Origin of the sequence: Duganella sp. Leaf61 (assembly GCF_001421905.1) — a bacterium.
GTDB classification, from domain to species: domain Bacteria; phylum Pseudomonadota; class Gammaproteobacteria; order Burkholderiales; family Burkholderiaceae_D; genus Rugamonas; species Rugamonas zoogloeoides.
Genome location: NZ_LMLM01000030.1, coordinates 87,327 through 102,702, shown reverse-complemented (window position 1 = coordinate 102,702; position 15,376 = coordinate 87,327). Strand labels below are relative to the sequence as shown.

Sequence of the window (15,376 nt, the reverse complement as noted above, 5' to 3'; positions counted from 1 at the left end):
GTTAATGGTTAGATATCGAACGATTATTGTAGCAGCTTTGGCGACATTCGGTGGCAGAAGGAAAGATTTCGCCAGCCTTGGTATCATGGGGCTATACATATTGAGCAAAAACTGGGAGAAAGACTTGCATAGCAAAATTGTGATCGTGGGCGGTGGCGCGGGTGGCCTGGAGCTGGCCTGCAAACTGGGCCGCAAAATGCCGGGAGAGGTGATGCTGGTCGATAGCCGCCTGTACCATATCTGGAAGCCGTCGCTGCACGAAGTGGCTGCCGGCACCCTCGACGTCCACCAGGAAGGCCTGTCGTACCAGATGCTGGCGCACGACAACGGCTTTACCTTTGCCTACGGCCCCATGCTGGCGCTGGACCATGCGCAGCGTTCCATCACCATCGGCGCCATCACTGCCGGCGACGAGCGCGACGAAGTCGTGCTGCCCGAACGCCAGGTGGGCTTCGATTCGCTGGTGATCGCAGTGGGCAGCACCTCCAATTATTTCGGCGTGCCCGGTGCGGCCGAGCACACGATTTCACTGAACGCCACCGAGGACGCGGAACGCTTCCGTCTCACGCTGCTCAAACTGCTGACGCTGGCGTCTCTGAAAAAAGAACACAACGTCGAGGCTGGCGTGGACGTGGTGATCATCGGCGGCGGCGCCACCGGCGTCGAGCTGGCGGCCGAATTGCGCGAGGCCAGCGGCGTGTATGCCACCTACGGCTTCGGCCAGCTGAAGGCCGAACGCGATATCCGCATCACCTTGCTCGAAGGCGCGCCGCGCATCCTGGCGCCGCTGCCGGAAAAAGTCTCGAGCGCCGCGCTCAACCTGCTGCACCAGCGCGCTGTCACGGTGGTCACCAATACCCGCGTGACCGCGATTGCGGCCGACGGCGTGACGGCCGGCGACATCGTCTATCCGGCCCAGCTGGTGGTATGGGCGGCCGGTATCAAGGCGCCGGACTTCCTCAGGGAACTGGGCCTGCCTACCGTGAAGTCGGGTGCGCTGGACGTGGACCAGCACTTGCAGGTAAAAGGTTTTGCGGGGATTTACGCACTGGGCGACTGCGCTGCCTGTATCGGGCCGGACGGCAAGCCGGTGCCGCCGCGCGCCCAAGCCGCGCACCAGCAGGCCGACTACCTGCTCGACACATTCCTGCGCCAGCGCGACAACAAGCCGGCGCAAACCAAGCCCTACGAATACAAGGACTACGGTTCGCTGGTATCGTTCGGCCAGACCACGTCGGTCGGTAGTTTGATGGGTTCGCTCAAGGGCTTGAGCTGGTTCGTGGAAGGTTTTGTCGCGCGGCTGATGTACGTGAGCCTGCACCTGCTGCACCACAAGGCCGTGCTGGGCACGGTGCGCACCGGGGTGCTGGCGCTGGCCCGCTTCCTGATCAAGCGCAGCACTCCGCTGGTGAAACTGCACTAGCAACCAGGAGCGGCTGGCGAACCGTCAGCCGCAAGGCGCAGCGACGACGACAATACGAAGGTAGGGCGAGGAGCGGCCACGCAGCCCTGGAGGTTCGCCAGGCGCTAAGTTTTCTGCGGTTTTGGCAGGATCATGGTCAGGGTGGCGCCGCCCGCAACGCCCGGCGCCAGGGTGAGGGTGCCACCCAGGTAGGCGGCCCGTTCGCGCGCCATGCGCAGGCCGAACTTGACGGCGTCGGCGCCGCCCGCAGCGACGGAACCGCTGGCTGCAGGACCCACGCCGTTGTCTTTCACCGTCATCATCACTTCGTCTTCATTGTCGTCCACGATCACGTCCACCTCGGTGGCGCCGGCATGGGCGACGATGTTGCGCAGCGCTTCTTCCAGCGTGTGCAGCAGCACGATGCCGTGGCTGCGCGGGCAGTCGAGCTCGTCGTCGGGCAAACTGCTGCGGGCCTTGATGTTGTGCTGCTGGCCGAATTGCTCGACCAGTTCGCCCAGCGCCACGCGCACGCCGAGGAATTCGAGCTTGTCGTTCCACAGCTTGATCTGCATTTGCCGGTTGGTTTCCACGATTTGCCCCAGCAGCTTTTTCATGTGGCCGGCGCGGTCCTGCAGCGCCTGGTCGTCAGGCAGCTTTTGCATCAGCAAGCCCAGGTGCATGGTCAGCGCCGTCAGTGACGAGCCCAGGCTGTCGTGCAACTGGCGCGACAGCGAGCGTCGTTCGTTGTCCCAGCAGGTGTGGACATGACCGAGCAACTCGCTCAGGTCGGCGCTGCGCTGGGCGTCGTGATGTTCTTGTGGGGCCGGTACGGACATGGGCATCTCTGTATGTATGGAAAGACTTGGTGTAAGTTGTAAAGAAGGAGTCTCGTTGCCGATCATACCCGAGCTTTCCATGAGACGGCGCTCCGCTGGGAAATCAATTACCCATGGTTACAATTTCAATGGTTCTCGCATGCAACTGGCGATTGTTTCCATCAACTGTTCAATGCCGACCGGCTTGACCAGGTGGCGGTCGAAGCCGGCTGCCATCACGCGCGCCAGGTCTTCTGCCAGGCCGTAGCCGGTGAGGGCGATCAGCTTGATGTGGCGGGTGTCCGGGTCGGCGCGCAGGCGCCGCGCCACCTCGTAGCCATCGATGCCGGGCAGGCCGATATCGACCAGCGCCAGATCGGGCCGAAACTCGCGCACCGCGTCCAGTCCGCGCAAGCCGTCCTCGGCGGCGCGCACCTGGTAGCCATAGCAGTCGAGCATCATGGTCATCATTTCGCGGCCGTCTTCGTTGTCCTCGATTAGCAGCAGGGTGGGCTTGCCATCGGCGGCCGGCGGCGCCACTGTAGCGAGTTGCACCGGCGGTTCGATGCGCGGCATGCGCAGGATAAACACGCTGCCGGCGCCGGGGCCCTTGCTGTCGGCCTCGATGTCGCCGCCGTGCAATTCGGCCAGGCGCCGCACCAGCGACAGGCCGATGCCGAGGCCGCCCTGCGAGCGGTCGAGCGTGCTCGAACCTTGCACGAATACATCGAACACGTGGGGCAGCAGCTCGGCCGCGATACCGACGCCATTGTCACGCACGGAGAGCACGACTTCGCCGTTCTCGGCCCAGGTACGCACCTCGATGCGGCCGCCGCTGGGGGTGTACTTGAGCGCGTTGTCGATCAGGTTGCTGGCAATTTGCTCGAGCCGGGTAGCGTCGCCCTCGACCCAGCCGCCGGCCAGGTCGTGCGCCAGGTGGTAGCCGTTGCTGCGGCCCGTGGCGCGAAAGGTTTCCAGGGTGCCTGCGACCAGCGCGGCCAGGTCCACCGGTGCGCGGTCGAGCAGGATCTTGCCGGACATGGCGCGCGACAGGTCGAGCAGGTCGTCGACGATGCGGCCGAGGTGCTGGCTCTGGCGTTCGATGATTTTCTTGGCGCGCTGGACGCCATCGACGCTGACGCCCTGCAAGCCGATCAGCGCCGCCGCGCTGCTGATCGCGCTGAGCGGATTGCGCAGCTCGTGGCCCAGCATGGCGAGGAATTCGTCCTTGGCGTGGTTTTCGCGCTCGGCCACCTGGCGCTCTTCGATTTCGCGCCGCAGGCGCTTGTTCGAGGCAGTCAGCTCGGCACTGCGCGAACTCAGTTCGCGCGCCTGCTTTTTCAGTTCCTCGCTTTTCGACGCCAGCGCCACGAACACTGAAATCTTGGCGTACAGAATTTGCGGGATCACCGGCGTGAACAGGAAATCGACCGCGCCGTGCTGGTACGCCTTCAGTCGGTCGAGTTCGTCGGCCAGGAAGGCGGTGATGAAAATGATGGGAATGTCGGCCGAGCGCGCCCGCGCGTGGATCGCCTCGGCGGTCTCGAAGCCGTCCATGCCGGGCATGTTCACATCAAGCAGGATCACCGCGAAATCGTGGAGCAGCACCTGGCGCAGCGCCTCCTGTCCCGTGCGCGCGGACAGCACTTCGTAGGACTCCTGCTCGGCCCATAGTCCAAGCAGGCTGGTCAACGCGAACAGGCTGTTGGCGTCGTCATTGACGACCAGGATCTTGGGTTGGGCTGGAATGGGCACGATGTCTGCTGACGGCGAGGGGACCGCACGATCATAACAATTGCTTGTATGAATGTCAAAAGACCGGTAGTCAATAGAACCTTCCTACCGGCCGCCGCTCTATGTTTGCTCCCGCACAGACCCGTCGGGCCGGTGCTGTCAAAGTCAAGCCGTATCCACCCACTCAAGGAACACATCATGAATATCGATACTGTCGTGGACAAAGAATATCTGGGCCAGAGCTTCCGCGCACTGGCGGCGGCACCGGTCAGCGCGCTGCGCGGCGTGAGCGCAAAGGACGCCAAGGCGCTGGCGCAGGCATTCAACGTGCACTCGGTGCGCGACCTGGCCAATATGGACTTCGTCAAATGGGCGCAAGCGATCACTACCCTGGCCGACCTCGAGCAAGCCACCCCGGCCGAACAAGCGAAGGAAACCCTGCTCGACGATGGCCTGGAGATGACTTTCCCGGCCAGCGATCCGGTCTCGGTCGATGCCGGCATCACGCGCATCGAAGTGCCGCCGGAAATGGTCGATGCCAAGGATGATCATCGTCACAGCAGCGCCAAGCCGGCAGGCAAGGCAGGAGCGAAAGACAAGGCAGCAGCGTAACCGCTCGTCGTTGGCCGTAAAACTTTAAAGCCGTCATTCCTGCAGAGGAATGACGGCTTTTAGTTTATTGCGCGCCGCGGGTGCAGGCGACCCGTTGGCATCGATTACACCGTGGTGGACAGCACCGGCTGGGCCGCAGACCGCGTGCGCAGGGCTTGCGCCGTGCAGCTACGGTTCTTGCCGGAGCGCTTGGCTTCGTACAGCGCGGCATCGGCCACCGCGATCACGGCCGCCACCGCGTCGGCGTCGTCCGGGAAAATCCCGATGCCGATACTGGTGGACAGTTGCAGCGTATGGCCGTTGACGATATACGGCTGCGAGACCGATTCGATCAGCTTGTTGGCAGGTTCCTGGGTATCGCCGACGTGCGAGATATTGCCCATCACGATGACGAACTCGTCGCCGCCGACGCGCGCGACCGTATCTTCCTTGCGGGCGCAACTGACCAGGCGCTGCGCGACCAGCTTGAGGATTTCGTCGCCGGCCGCGTGGCCGTAAGTGTCGTTGATGGGCTTGAAACCGTCGAGGTCGAGGTACATGACCGCCGCCTTGTTCTGCTGGCGCGTGGCGTGTTGCAGCACGGTGGCGATACGGTCTTCGAGCAGGCGGCGGTTGGGCAGGCCGGTTAGCGGATCGTGCAGCGCCAGTTCCTGCTGCTGCTTGCTGTACTGCGCCAGTTCTTTATAGAGCAGCCGCACTTCGAGCATGTTGTGGATGCGCTTGTGCACTTCGAGCAGGTCGAACGGTTTGCTGATGAAGTCGCGTGCGCCTGCTTCCAGCGCGGCGATTTTAAAACTAGGCTGTGCAGTGAGCGCTAACACGGGCAGGTAACCGCCTTGCTCGATTTCTTTCAAACCCTTCATGACCTGGAAGCCGTTCAAACCGGGCATCTGCAGGTCCAGCAGGATCAGGTCGTAACAATGCTGGCGATGCATGGGGCATACCTGCTCGGGCAGCATGGTCGAGGACACGTCGGTGTAACCGGCTTCGCGCAGGATCTCCAACATCAGCTCGACATTGTCGGCGCTGTCATCTACCACCAGGATCTTGGCGTGCAGAATATCGTCACGGCTCGGCATATTTTTTCTCAGTCTCATCTAAGCGGCGGGGTCCCGGCCGCATAATAAATGCATAATAATTAGATAATATCGCAAACCTCTGTGCTGCGGCGCACACATCTGCGATTAATTTCTATAAGGAAACAATTCTACCTGCTTTCCATGATTTTCCAAGTGTAGCAAGCATGCGTCTGATTGCTTGTAGGACATTGCCGCGTCTATAAGTAGGAGCAGGAAAAATGCTTTATGGCAATAATATTTACGTGTGTTTATTGCATGTCATCGTCGCTCAGAGTGGGGGGGCGTGGAAAAGCCCGTGCGTGCGGATCGCGCGGAAGCGACTTTGGCTATCAGTTCTGCCGGCTCCACCGGTTTCGAAACATGTGCGAAAAAACCACTTGATAACGCTTTCACGCGGTCGCCCGCGCGTGCAAACGCGGTCAACGCGATCGCCGGCACGTCGCCGCCGTGCGCCGGGCCCAGCGCCCGCACCCGTTCGAGCAGGCCGTAACCGTCCATCTCTGGCATGCCGAGGTCGGTAAGCAGAAGTCCCGGCCGCAGGTGTTCGAGCAGCGACAGTGCTTCGGCAGCGCTGGCGGCGGTCAGTACATGGGCGTGGCAATCGTGCAGGATACGGCGGATCAGCTCGCGGGAATCGTCGTCATCGTCCACGACCAGCACCTGGAAACCGGCCAGATCGTGCGGCGCAGCACATGCGTGCCCGGGCGCCGCATCGTTCTTGCCGGCCCGGCGCGGCAGACGCACGGTGAAGCACGAACCCAGGCCGGGGCCGTCGCTGTGGGCGGCAATGGTGCCGCCGTGTTGTTCCACCAGGTGCTTGGCGATTGCCAAACCCAGGCCCAGGCCGCCGTGCTTGCGGGTGGTGGTGGCGTCGGCCTGGCGGAAGCGCTCGAACACGTGGCCAATGAAGTCGGCAGCTATGCCAGCGCCGGTGTCGCGCACGTCGATGGCAACCTGGCTGTCTTCGCGCCGTACGGCGACTGTTACCGCGCCGCCCTCCGGCGTAAACTTGATGGCGTTGGTGAGCAGGTTCCAGATAATTTGCTGCAGACGGCTGGCGTCTCCGGACACCATGCCGGCCGCGCTGTCGAACTCGGTGATCAGGCTGATCCTGCGGGCCTCGGCGGCGGGACGCACGGTGTCGATGGCGGCGGTGGCAATTGCCGACGGCGACAGCGGCAGCAATTCGAGCCGCACCTTGCCGGACGCGATGCTGCTCATGTCGAGCAAGTCTTCGATCAGTTGCGCCTGCGCGCGGGCGTTGCGCTCGATGGTTTGCAGGCCGCGATGCAGGTCGGCTTCGTCGCGGGTGCCGCGCCGTAACACCTGCGACCAGCCCAGGATGGCCGTGAGCGGGGTGCGCAGTTCATGCGACAGCGTGGCCAGGAATTCGTCCTTCATTTGGCTGTTGCGTTCGGCTTCGGCACGCGCTTCGCGCTCGCTGTCGAGCAGCTGCTTGCGCTCTTCGGCTGCCTGCTGGGTAGCTTCGTACAGGCGCGCGTTGTCGATGGCGATCGCGGCCTGGGCTGCAATGCCGCTGATAATCCGTTCGGTGCGCTCGGTAAACATGGCCGGCTCGGGATGGCCGAAGAACAGGCAGCCGATCACCGTGCCCGTGCCAAGCGCCACCGGCACGGCCAGGTAACTGCGTACCAGTGGCGTACCCGGCGGCAAGCCGTGATTGGGGCTGGCCTGCTCGTCGCCCGCTTCCGCCGGTAAATCGACACTGCGGATGGCAGCATGACCAGAGGCAAAAGGTTGCCCGTCGGCGAGCAGGGCTTCGGCGCGCGGGGCGCAAAAACCGCCAAAGCTGGCAGGCGCGCTGGCGGACAGGGTGTGGCGCATCACGGTGGCGCCGGTGTCGTCGGCCTGATAAAAGAAGGCGCCGTAGCGCGCGCCGCTGATGCTGGTGGCGGCGTTGGTCAGTTCCTGCAACAGCGGGTGCAGGTCGCGCCGCGACGCGAGGGCGGTGCCGGTGCGGTTGACCAGTTCGAGTGCGGCGGTTTCTTCGCGCAAGGCTTCCTGGGCGCGCTTGACCTGGTCGACGTCGGTGCTGGTGCCGAACCAGCGTACCAGCCGGCCATCGGCGTCGCGCACGGCGTTGGCGCGCACCAGGAACCAGCGGAATTCGCCGCTGGCACTGCGGATCGGCACTTCGAGCTCGAGCGCCTCGCCGCTGGCGCGGCATTGTTGCCATAATTGTTCGAGGGCCGCTACGCAGTCGGGCGCGTACACGCGGCGCCAGCCGTCGCCGGCCATGTCCTGCGGGGTGGCGCCGGTGTAGTCGTACCAGCGCTGGTTGTACCAGATCATCGCGCCGTCCTGTTCCGCAATCCATGCCAGTTGCGGCATGGACTCCGCCAGCGCGCGCAGCTCGTGCCGGCTTTGACGCAGCAACTCGCGCGCGCTGCGCAGTTCGTCCAGCGCGCGTTGTGGATCGGTGAGCGCAGCGTCTTCCACCGGGACGGCAGAGGTGGCGCTCACAGGCTCATTAGGAGAAATCATCGATGGCGGCAGGCCTGGCGCTATCCCGTCAGCCGACTGGCGGACGAGAAGCGCGAAGCTAACACTGGAAAGTTAACGGTTTGACCATTCTAGCGTGATAGTTCGCCCCGCCTCCGCACGGTTGAATCGCCGGTGGCGCTTACGCCGCTTTGGCCTGCACGCTCTGGACAATCTGCTGCAAAGCGTCTTGCAGCACATCGAGATCGTAGGGCTTTTGCAGCGAGCGGGCGGGAAACTCCAGGTGGCGGGTCAGCTCGTCGCCATAGCCGGAAGCGAACAGCACTTCCAGCGACGGTTTGTCGCGGCGCGCCTGGCGCGCCAGGTCCACGCCCGACATGCCGGGCAGGCTGACATCGGTAAACAGCACGTCGAACTGCTGGCTGGCCAGTTGCGGCAGCGCCTCTTCGCCGCTGGCAGCCGTCTCCACCTCGTGGCCCAGCGCGCGCAGGGTTTCGCACACCAGGTAGCGGGCGTCGGCATTGTCTTCCACCACCAGCAGCGTCAGGGCGCGCCCGGACTGTGTTGCCGGCATCGACTGCGCTGGCGCCAACGCGCACAGCACGCCCTGCACGACATTGTTGTCATCGCGCACCGGGGTGTAATACAAGTCCAGCGGCTTCTGGGTAAACGCGTGGTCGCGCCACACGGGCAGGTTGCGGCCGCGGTAGCTGGCGCTATGACCCTGGCGCGCATGGGCGATCGCTTCGGGATTCCAGCTCCACGCCGACGGCTGCATCGGCGGCACGTGACCGCCCGGCGCACTCAGGCTGGGCAGGCCGAGCAGCTCGACATACGCATCGTTATAGACCATGATTTGCTGCTCGCTCCATTGCAGCACCATGGCCAGCGGGGAGTTGAGCAGAATATCGACCGTCAGCCGCAAACTGGCTGGCCAGCTGGCATGATCGCCAAGGGCGGTGCGCGTCCAGTCAGGGGCGGGCGCTGCGATCGAATCGGGAAATGACATACGAGTTGACCTCTTCACAAGATGAACGCATCGTACACGGTAAAAAAAAAGCCCGCTACGGGAGCGGGCTAAATCTATTTCCTTGGAGGAGAATAGAGGAGACAGCTCAATAATGCTGCAATGCGCAAACGAATGCAAATTTTTATTCATGATGATCGCGATAAGTGGCGTGAATGGTATGCTTTTTTGCTCATGTTGCAGTGCACGGCAGGCATTCGATTAACCAGGAGGAATCATGACGACAATAGTTAAACACCGGGGCGTCAAGATCGTCGTGCTCGGTGCCGGCGAGCAGTTGCTGCAAGTTTGCAAAGCCGGCGACATCGGTCTGATCGAGGACGAGCAGGGGTGGTGGATCAAGTTCATCGGCGACGGCGGCGCCATCGATTGTTATGGCCAGCCGTATCCGTCCTACAACGAAGCATTGTGGACGGCGAAGGCGGCTGCCGAATATGGCGTTTGAATGGCGTATGAGGCGATCGCAATTTACGGGTGGACAAGCGCGGAATCCGTCCCTATAATGCTGCTTCTTTCGAACGGCATGCTGGACGAGAGAAGTGCAGCAAAGTAAGGGTAAGGTTTTTGTACAGGGTTTGTTCGGTGTTTCGTGCGCCAGGCAAACAAATCGATAGAAATGTCGGACTTTGCAAAATAAAGTTTATCTGATACAATGTTGCACATGAAATTTTGGCGGCTGTAGCTCAGCTGGATAGAGTACTTGGCTACGAACCAAGGGGTCGTGGGTTCGATTCCTGCCAGCCGCACCAAAAATTCATGTTTTACCAGACAAGAAAACGCTGTTAATATCTTGTTTTACGCGGCTGTAGCTCAGCTGGATAGAGTACTTGGCTACGAACCAAGGGGTCGTGGGTTCGATTCCTGCCAGCCGCACCAAAATTCGTAAGTGGGAGGGCCTGATGAGTGATCGTCGGGCCCTTTTTCTTTAAGTGTAAGCGCCTGAAAGTAAATGAAAATTTCCTCTCTCGACAGCTTCACCAGATGTCGAAACGCTGTTACAATGTTGTTTTTCGCGGCTGTAGCTCAGCTGGATAGAGTACTTGGCTACGAACCAAGGGGTCGTGGGTTCGATTCCTGCCAGCCGCACCAAAATTCGTAAGTGAAGGGGCCTGTTGAGTAATCATCAGGCCCTTTTTCTTTAAGTGTAAGCCCTTGAAAGTAAATGAAAATTTCCTCTCTCGGCAGCTTCACCGGACGACTGGATGCTGTTACAATGTTGTCTTTCGCGGCTGTAGCTCAGCTGGATAGAGTACTTGGCTACGAACCAAGGGGTCGTGGGTTCGATTCCTGCCAGCCGCACCAAAATTCGTAAGATGAAAGGCCTGATGAGTGATCGTCAGGCCTTTTTTCTTTATTCCTTAGTTTTCGGGTTTGGCCGGGGCCGCCTGCTTTGCGCAGCGCCCCGACAGGATCGCCCGCTCAATCGAATCCGCCACCGCGCGGATCGCTTCCTGCGAACAATTGGCAGCCGTTGCCTCCGGCACTTTCGGCGTCTTGCCAAGCTGGTGCCAGGCCCACGCCGACAGCAGCACCACTGCAATCAAGGTCATCACCGTACTGGGTTGGATTTTCAATGCCGCTCCTCTAGTATTTGAATACTGGCGCCCGAAGGTTAATCAGGCGCCCTGTCTTCTCCTCCGGCTTATGCCACCACGTTGCGCGGAGCGCCCGCCGCCCAGGCTTCCACGTTGTCGATCAACTGGTCCGCCAGCACCTGCATCGCCTGCGTACTGGCCCACGCCGAATGGGGCGTGAGAATAAAATTCGGCAAGCGCAGGTTGAGCAGCGGGTTGTCGGCTGGCGGCGGTTCCTGCGTCAGCACGTCGAAGCCGGCGCCGCCGATTACGCCGGCGCGCAGCGCGTCGGCCAGCGCCTGTTCGTCCACCAGGCCGCCGCGCGCGGTGTTGATCAACAGGGCGCTGCGCTTCATGCGTACCAGCTCCGAGGCGCCGATCATGTTGCGGGTCTTGTCGTTCAACGGCAGGTGCAAACTCAGTACGTCAGACGTTTCCAGCAGCTCGTCCCACGACACCTGCGCAACACCTTCGTCCTCGACCGGCGACCGGTTGAACACCACCACATCCATGCCGAACGCGCGCGCGATGGCTGCCACCGATTTGCCCAGCGCGCCGTAGCCGGCCAGGCCCAGGCGGCTGCCGGCCAGGTCGGCAATCGGATGGCCGAACAGGCAGAATTGTTCGGCCTTTTGCCACAGGCCCGCCTCGATGTCGGCGCGGTACGCCATCAGTTGCCGGCGCAGCGCCAGCATCAGCGCGAAGGTGTGCTCGGGCAGCGTGTTGACCGCGTAGTTGCGGATGTTGGCGACGGTGATGCCGCGCGCGCGACATGCGGCCAGGTCGATGATGTCGGTGCCGGTGGCCGATACCGCGATCATTTTCAGGTCGGGCAACTGGTCCAGCGCGTCCGCGCGCAGCGGCACCTTGTTGGTGATGGCGATGGTGGCGCGGGCGTCGCGCAGGCGTGCGACCGCGTCGGCCGCTTTGGTGGCCGGATACTCGCTCCACGCGTGCGCAAACGACGGCTTGCGCACGTTGGCGATGACGCTGTCGCGGTCGAGGAAAACAATACGGTGTTGATCATCAGTTACAGAGGTCATACGGCTAACTCCAATGGTGAGGGCGCGGTGCGCGCCGCTGGCGGCGGCGCTTTCGGCAGGCGCATGCCCGGGTGGTTGGCAAACAGTTCGGCGACCCACTCCACGAATACCCGCACCTTGGCCGACAGGTGGCGGTTTTGCGGGTACACCACGTGCACCGGCAACGGATCGATGGTCCAGTCGTCGAGAATGGTGGTGAGGCGCCCGTCGGCCAGCATCGCCTCGATCACGAAGCCAGGGGTCTGGATGATGCCCAGTCCCGCCACGCCGGCCGCGATATAGGCGTTGGTGTCGTTGACGGCGATCAGGCCGGGGAGGGTGACCTGCAGCCGTTCGCCGTCGCGGGTAAAGTCCCAGTCGAGGAGTTTACCGCTGCGCGACGAAAAATAATTGACGCACTGGTGCTGCAGCAATTCCTGCGGATGCACGGGAACGCCCTGGCGCTGCAAATAGGATGGCGCCGCGCACGTAATAAAATTGAGCATGCCCACGCGGCGTGCGATCAGGCTCGAATCGACCAACTGGCCGCCGCGCACCGCGCAATCGACGCCTTCCTCGATCAGGTCCACGCTGCGGTCGCTGCACCCCATCTCCATCTGGATGTCCGGGTAGCGCGTGAAAAAATCGGGCATGGCAGGGATCAGCACGTCGTGCGCCAGGCCGGTGGGTACATCCACCCGCAGCCGCCCGCTGGGGCTCAGGCGCGTGCGCGAAAGCGATTCCTCGGCGTCGCGCACATCGGACAGGATACGCAGGCAGCGTTCATAATAGGCGGCGCCGTCGGCGGTGACGCTCACGTGGCGCGTGGTCCGGTGCAGCAGCTTGACCGACAGCGCGGTTTCCAGCGACGCGATCAAGGTCGAGACGGTGGCTTTGGGCAAGTGCAGGTTTTCCGCCGCACGCGTGAAGCCGCCGGTGTCCACCACCTCCACAAAAACTTCCATCGCTTGTAGTTTATTCATGTAATACTCCCATTGTTCAAGATTCTGAACAATCAATTCAGTTTTGCCGTCTTTATCGGATTGTAGAACATGTTTAAGATTGCTGTACTGCACAAAGAAAAAGAAATGATTCCGGCGGCAGGCCACAGTTGAAGGAAAGGATCAATCATGAAAAATCGGGATGGAATTTTTGCCACGATCGCCGTTGCGCTGACCACGGTCATGCTGGCGGGCGTCGTCTCCACCGATGCCTATATGCAGACGGCCAAGGCCGAAGTGCAAGGCGTTCGTGCCCTGACCGAGGTGGCCAGCGGCGACGTGCTGGCATGTGCCGACACCTCGCTGGTCGCCAGCGACGTCTTGACGGTCACCCGATGAGCGCTCAAATGAACCCGGCAGAGCAGCCGCTGCCCGAACTGTCCGACCGCATCAAGGTGCGGGCGCTGGAAGTGGGCGGCGCCGAAGGCCCGCTCGCGGCACGCCTGTACACCAGTGGTGATTCAGGCGAACGCGGTGCCGGCAAGCGCGACACCCTGCTGGTGTTCTTCCACCCGGGCGGTTTCGTGGGCGGCGACCTGGAAGGCGCCGACATTTTCCTGCGCCATATGGCCGACGACAATCCGCACGTTGCCGTGCTGTCCTCGAGCTACACGCTGGCCACCGAACGTTCGTTCCCCGCAGCGGTGGAAGATGCCCACGCGGTGCTCAACTGGGCCAAGAAGAACAAGGCCAAGGCGGCATGGACCGGCAAGCGCCTGCTGGTGTGCGGCATCGAAGCTGGCGCCAACCTGGCCGCGGTCTGCGCGCTGATGTCGCGCGACCGTGGCGGCCCGGCACTGGCTGGCCAGATCCTGATCATGCCCATGCTCGACCCTGGCCTCACCACCTGCTCGATGCGCGAAATGCAGCAGGCGCCGGAACTGCTGGAAGTGGCCGATGCCTGCGCTGCCGCCTACGCCGGCTACCTGCCCAACTGCGCCGACCGCACCCACCCGTATGCGTCGCCGCTGCAGTCGAGCCGCCTGAAAAACCTGGCCCCCGCCCTGATCCTGTCCGCCGAGGACGATCCGCTGCGGGATGAGGCCGAACAGTATGGCGCCAAGCTGATTGCCAACGGCGTCAAGACATCGGTGATCCGCATGCCCCCCGCGCTGCAGTCCGAAGCGGGCGAGCGCAACGAGTGCGCGTGCAAGTGCATCGCGCTCGGCGAGATCGCCACCTTTATCGCCGGTTTGGACCGCGCCGACGCGGCACCGTTGTCACAGGAATAGCTGCCCGTACGTCTGATACCTGATTAGTACCCTTCACGTCCCCACTGGCTTGCCGGCGGGGCGCCCGACTCTTGTTGTCTTGTTTTTCGTGCTACGTCCGTGCTTGCGCCCGGCGCCGCCCTTTCTATTAATAATTTTCATTCAAAAAGGATATAAAATGAAAACCATTAAACAAATGACCGCTCTGGCAGGGCCGCTGGCCGCCGCCATGGCGCTGGCGGGCCTGGCCACCATTGGCCTCACCGGTTGCGAAGAAGCCAACAGCAAGAATGCCCAGGCCCAGGGCGCGCCGCAAGGCGGCCCGCCGGTGTCCGCCGCGGCGGTGGTCGAGAAGACGCTGACCGAAACCCAGGAATTCTCGGGCCGCCTCGAAGCGATCGAGCAGGTGCAGATCCGTCCACGCGTGGCCGGTTTTATTACCGCGATCAACTTCAAGCCGGGCAGCCAGGTGAAAAAGGGCGACGTGCTGTTCGTGATCGACGCCCGTCCATTCCAGGCAGAAGCCAACCGCGCCGAAGCGGCTGCCGGTTCGGCGCGCGCCAAGGCCGAACTGGCCAAGCTCGAAATGAACCGTGCCGAAAAGCTGCTGGCCGATAAAGCCATCGCCCAGCGCGAATTCGACGAGCGTTCGTCCAACTTCAAGCAGCTCGACGCCGATGCCCGCGCCGCCCAGGCCCAGTACGAAGCGGCCAAGCTCAATGTCGATTACACGCGCGTGACGTCGCCAATCAGCGGCCGCGTGTCGAAAGCGGAAATCACGCTGGGCAACCTGGTCGATGCGTCGGCCGTGCTGACTTCCGTGGTCTCGCTGGAAAACATCTACGCGTCGTTCGACGGCGACGAAGAAACCTATTTGCGCGTGGGCGCCGCCGCCCACAAGGGCCAGCCGGCCGTGGTGCGTATCGGCCTGGCCAACGAAGAAGGCTTCCCGCACGAAGGCAAGCTCGAATTCGTCGACAACCAGCTCGATGCGCGTAGCGGTTCGGTGCGCATGCGTGCCCGCCTGGCCAATGACGACGGTTCGCTGGTACCTGGCCTGTTCGCCCGCGTGCAACTGGCCGGTTCGACCGGCGCCAAGCCGGTCATGCTGATCAACGACCGCGCCGTGAGCACCGACCAGAATCGCAAGTTCGTGTTCGTGGTCGGTGCCGGCAACAAGGCCGAGTACCGTCCGGTCACGCTGGGCCCGCAGGTCGATGGCCTGCGCGTGGTGCGCTCCGGCCTGAAAACCGGCGAGAAGATTGTCGTCAACGGCCTGCAGCGCGTGCGCCCCGGCGCACCGATCACGCCGACCATGGTGGCGATGGACGCCGATCCGCTGGCCGCCAACGTGGCGCAGCCGGAAGCCAAAAAAGATGAAAAAGTCGCCGCAGTCGCTGATGCGAAAGCCGGCACTACCAAGGAATAATTAA

The 15,376-nt window shown here is 62.5% G+C and carries 14 protein-coding genes and 4 tRNA genes; 10 read left to right on the top strand and 8 right to left on the bottom strand.

What is annotated here, in order from left to right; translation table 11 throughout:
- Positions 1-124: 124 nt before the first annotated feature.
- The gene (locus ASF04_RS20725; RefSeq protein WP_056146610.1) at positions 125-1,423 is read left to right on the top strand and encodes an NAD(P)/FAD-dependent oxidoreductase; all 1,299 of its coding nucleotides are present in this window, start codon (positions 125-127) and stop codon (positions 1,421-1,423) included.
- A gap of 104 nt (positions 1,424-1,527) precedes the next feature.
- On the opposite strand, the gene ASF04_RS20720 is transcribed toward ASF04_RS20725, so the two are convergent.
- Together ASF04_RS20720 and ASF04_RS20715 are read right to left on the bottom strand one after the other, a co-directional pair.
- Positions 1,528-2,247 (bottom strand): sensor histidine kinase, encoded by a 720-nt coding sequence (locus ASF04_RS20720; RefSeq protein ID WP_082488911.1) that lies wholly within the window; start codon positions 2,245-2,247, stop codon positions 1,528-1,530.
- A 111-nt stretch (positions 2,248-2,358) separates the two neighbouring features.
- Positions 2,359-3,975: a response regulator gene (locus ASF04_RS20715; RefSeq protein ID WP_056146161.1), complete on the bottom strand. Its 1,617-nt coding sequence runs from the start codon at positions 3,973-3,975 to the stop codon at positions 2,359-2,361.
- Positions 3,976-4,152: 177 nt separating this feature from the next.
- Between ASF04_RS20715 and ASF04_RS20710 the strand changes: the two genes are divergently transcribed.
- Positions 4,153-4,566 carry a hypothetical protein gene (locus ASF04_RS20710; protein ID WP_056146159.1) on the top strand — a complete coding sequence of 138 codons (414 nt, stop codon included), beginning with the start codon at positions 4,153-4,155 and terminating at the stop codon, positions 4,564-4,566.
- A 104-nt stretch (positions 4,567-4,670) separates the two neighbouring features.
- Here the strand turns inward: ASF04_RS20710 and ASF04_RS20705 are convergent, their stop codons facing one another.
- The 3 genes from ASF04_RS20705 to ASF04_RS20695 form a co-directional block, all read right to left on the bottom strand.
- Positions 4,671-5,645, bottom strand: a complete 975-nt coding sequence (locus ASF04_RS20705; RefSeq protein ID WP_056146157.1) for a diguanylate cyclase domain-containing protein — start codon at positions 5,643-5,645, stop codon at positions 4,671-4,673.
- A gap of 258 nt (positions 5,646-5,903) precedes the next feature.
- On the bottom strand, positions 5,904-8,129 hold the full coding sequence (locus ASF04_RS20700; protein WP_229205145.1) for an ATP-binding protein: 2,226 nt from the start codon (positions 8,127-8,129) through the stop codon (positions 5,904-5,906).
- Positions 8,130-8,289: 160 nt separating this feature from the next.
- A complete protein-coding gene (locus tag ASF04_RS20695) occupies positions 8,290-9,117 on the bottom strand; it encodes a response regulator (RefSeq protein WP_056146152.1) in 828 nt (275 codons plus the stop codon).
- 235 nt (positions 9,118-9,352) lie between these two features.
- Between ASF04_RS20695 and ASF04_RS20690 the strand changes: the two genes are divergently transcribed.
- From ASF04_RS20690 to ASF04_RS20670, 5 genes are all read left to right on the top strand, one after another.
- Positions 9,353-9,580, top strand: coding sequence for a hypothetical protein (locus ASF04_RS20690; protein ID WP_026636932.1), 228 nt, complete (start codon positions 9,353-9,355; stop codon positions 9,578-9,580).
- Between the two features lie 227 nt (positions 9,581-9,807).
- A tRNA-Arg gene (locus ASF04_RS20685) sits at positions 9,808-9,884 on the top strand.
- A 50-nt stretch (positions 9,885-9,934) separates the two neighbouring features.
- Positions 9,935-10,011, top strand: a tRNA-Arg gene (locus ASF04_RS20680).
- Positions 10,012-10,147: 136 nt separating this feature from the next.
- A tRNA-Arg gene (locus ASF04_RS20675) sits at positions 10,148-10,224 on the top strand.
- A gap of 136 nt (positions 10,225-10,360) precedes the next feature.
- Positions 10,361-10,437 (top strand) — tRNA-Arg (locus ASF04_RS20670).
- 56 nt (positions 10,438-10,493) lie between these two features.
- Here ASF04_RS20670 and trbK read toward each other — a convergent pair.
- The 3 genes from trbK to ASF04_RS20655 all read right to left on the bottom strand — a co-directional run bounded on the left by trbK (position 10,494) and on the right by ASF04_RS20655 (position 12,714).
- A complete protein-coding gene (trbK, locus tag ASF04_RS20665; RefSeq protein WP_156368724.1) occupies positions 10,494-10,709 on the bottom strand; it encodes an entry exclusion lipoprotein TrbK in 216 nt (71 codons plus the stop codon).
- A 68-nt stretch (positions 10,710-10,777) separates the two neighbouring features.
- Positions 10,778-11,752: a D-2-hydroxyacid dehydrogenase gene (locus tag ASF04_RS20660; RefSeq protein WP_056146148.1), complete on the bottom strand. Its 975-nt coding sequence runs from the start codon at positions 11,750-11,752 to the stop codon at positions 10,778-10,780.
- Positions 11,749-12,714 carry a LysR family transcriptional regulator gene (locus ASF04_RS20655; RefSeq protein WP_056146145.1) on the bottom strand — a complete coding sequence of 322 codons (966 nt, stop codon included), beginning with the start codon at positions 12,712-12,714 and terminating at the stop codon, positions 11,749-11,751. The genes ASF04_RS20660 and ASF04_RS20655 overlap by 4 nt, the downstream gene beginning before the upstream one ends.
- 147 nt (positions 12,715-12,861) lie before the next feature.
- On the opposite strand from ASF04_RS20655, the gene ASF04_RS20650 reads away from it, so the two are divergent.
- The 3 genes from ASF04_RS20650 (at position 12,862) to ASF04_RS20640 (ending at position 15,372) form a co-directional block, all read left to right on the top strand.
- On the top strand, positions 12,862-13,071 hold the full coding sequence (locus tag ASF04_RS20650) for a hypothetical protein (protein WP_056146142.1): 210 nt from the start codon (positions 12,862-12,864) through the stop codon (positions 13,069-13,071).
- Positions 13,068-13,964, top strand: a complete 897-nt coding sequence (locus ASF04_RS20645; protein ID WP_056146138.1) for an alpha/beta hydrolase — start codon at positions 13,068-13,070, stop codon at positions 13,962-13,964. The genes ASF04_RS20650 and ASF04_RS20645 overlap by 4 nt, the downstream gene beginning before the upstream one ends.
- A 157-nt stretch (positions 13,965-14,121) precedes the next feature.
- The gene (locus ASF04_RS20640) at positions 14,122-15,372 is read left to right on the top strand and encodes an efflux RND transporter periplasmic adaptor subunit (protein ID WP_019919913.1); all 1,251 of its coding nucleotides are present in this window, start codon (positions 14,122-14,124) and stop codon (positions 15,370-15,372) included.
- Positions 15,373-15,376 lie beyond the last annotated feature (4 nt).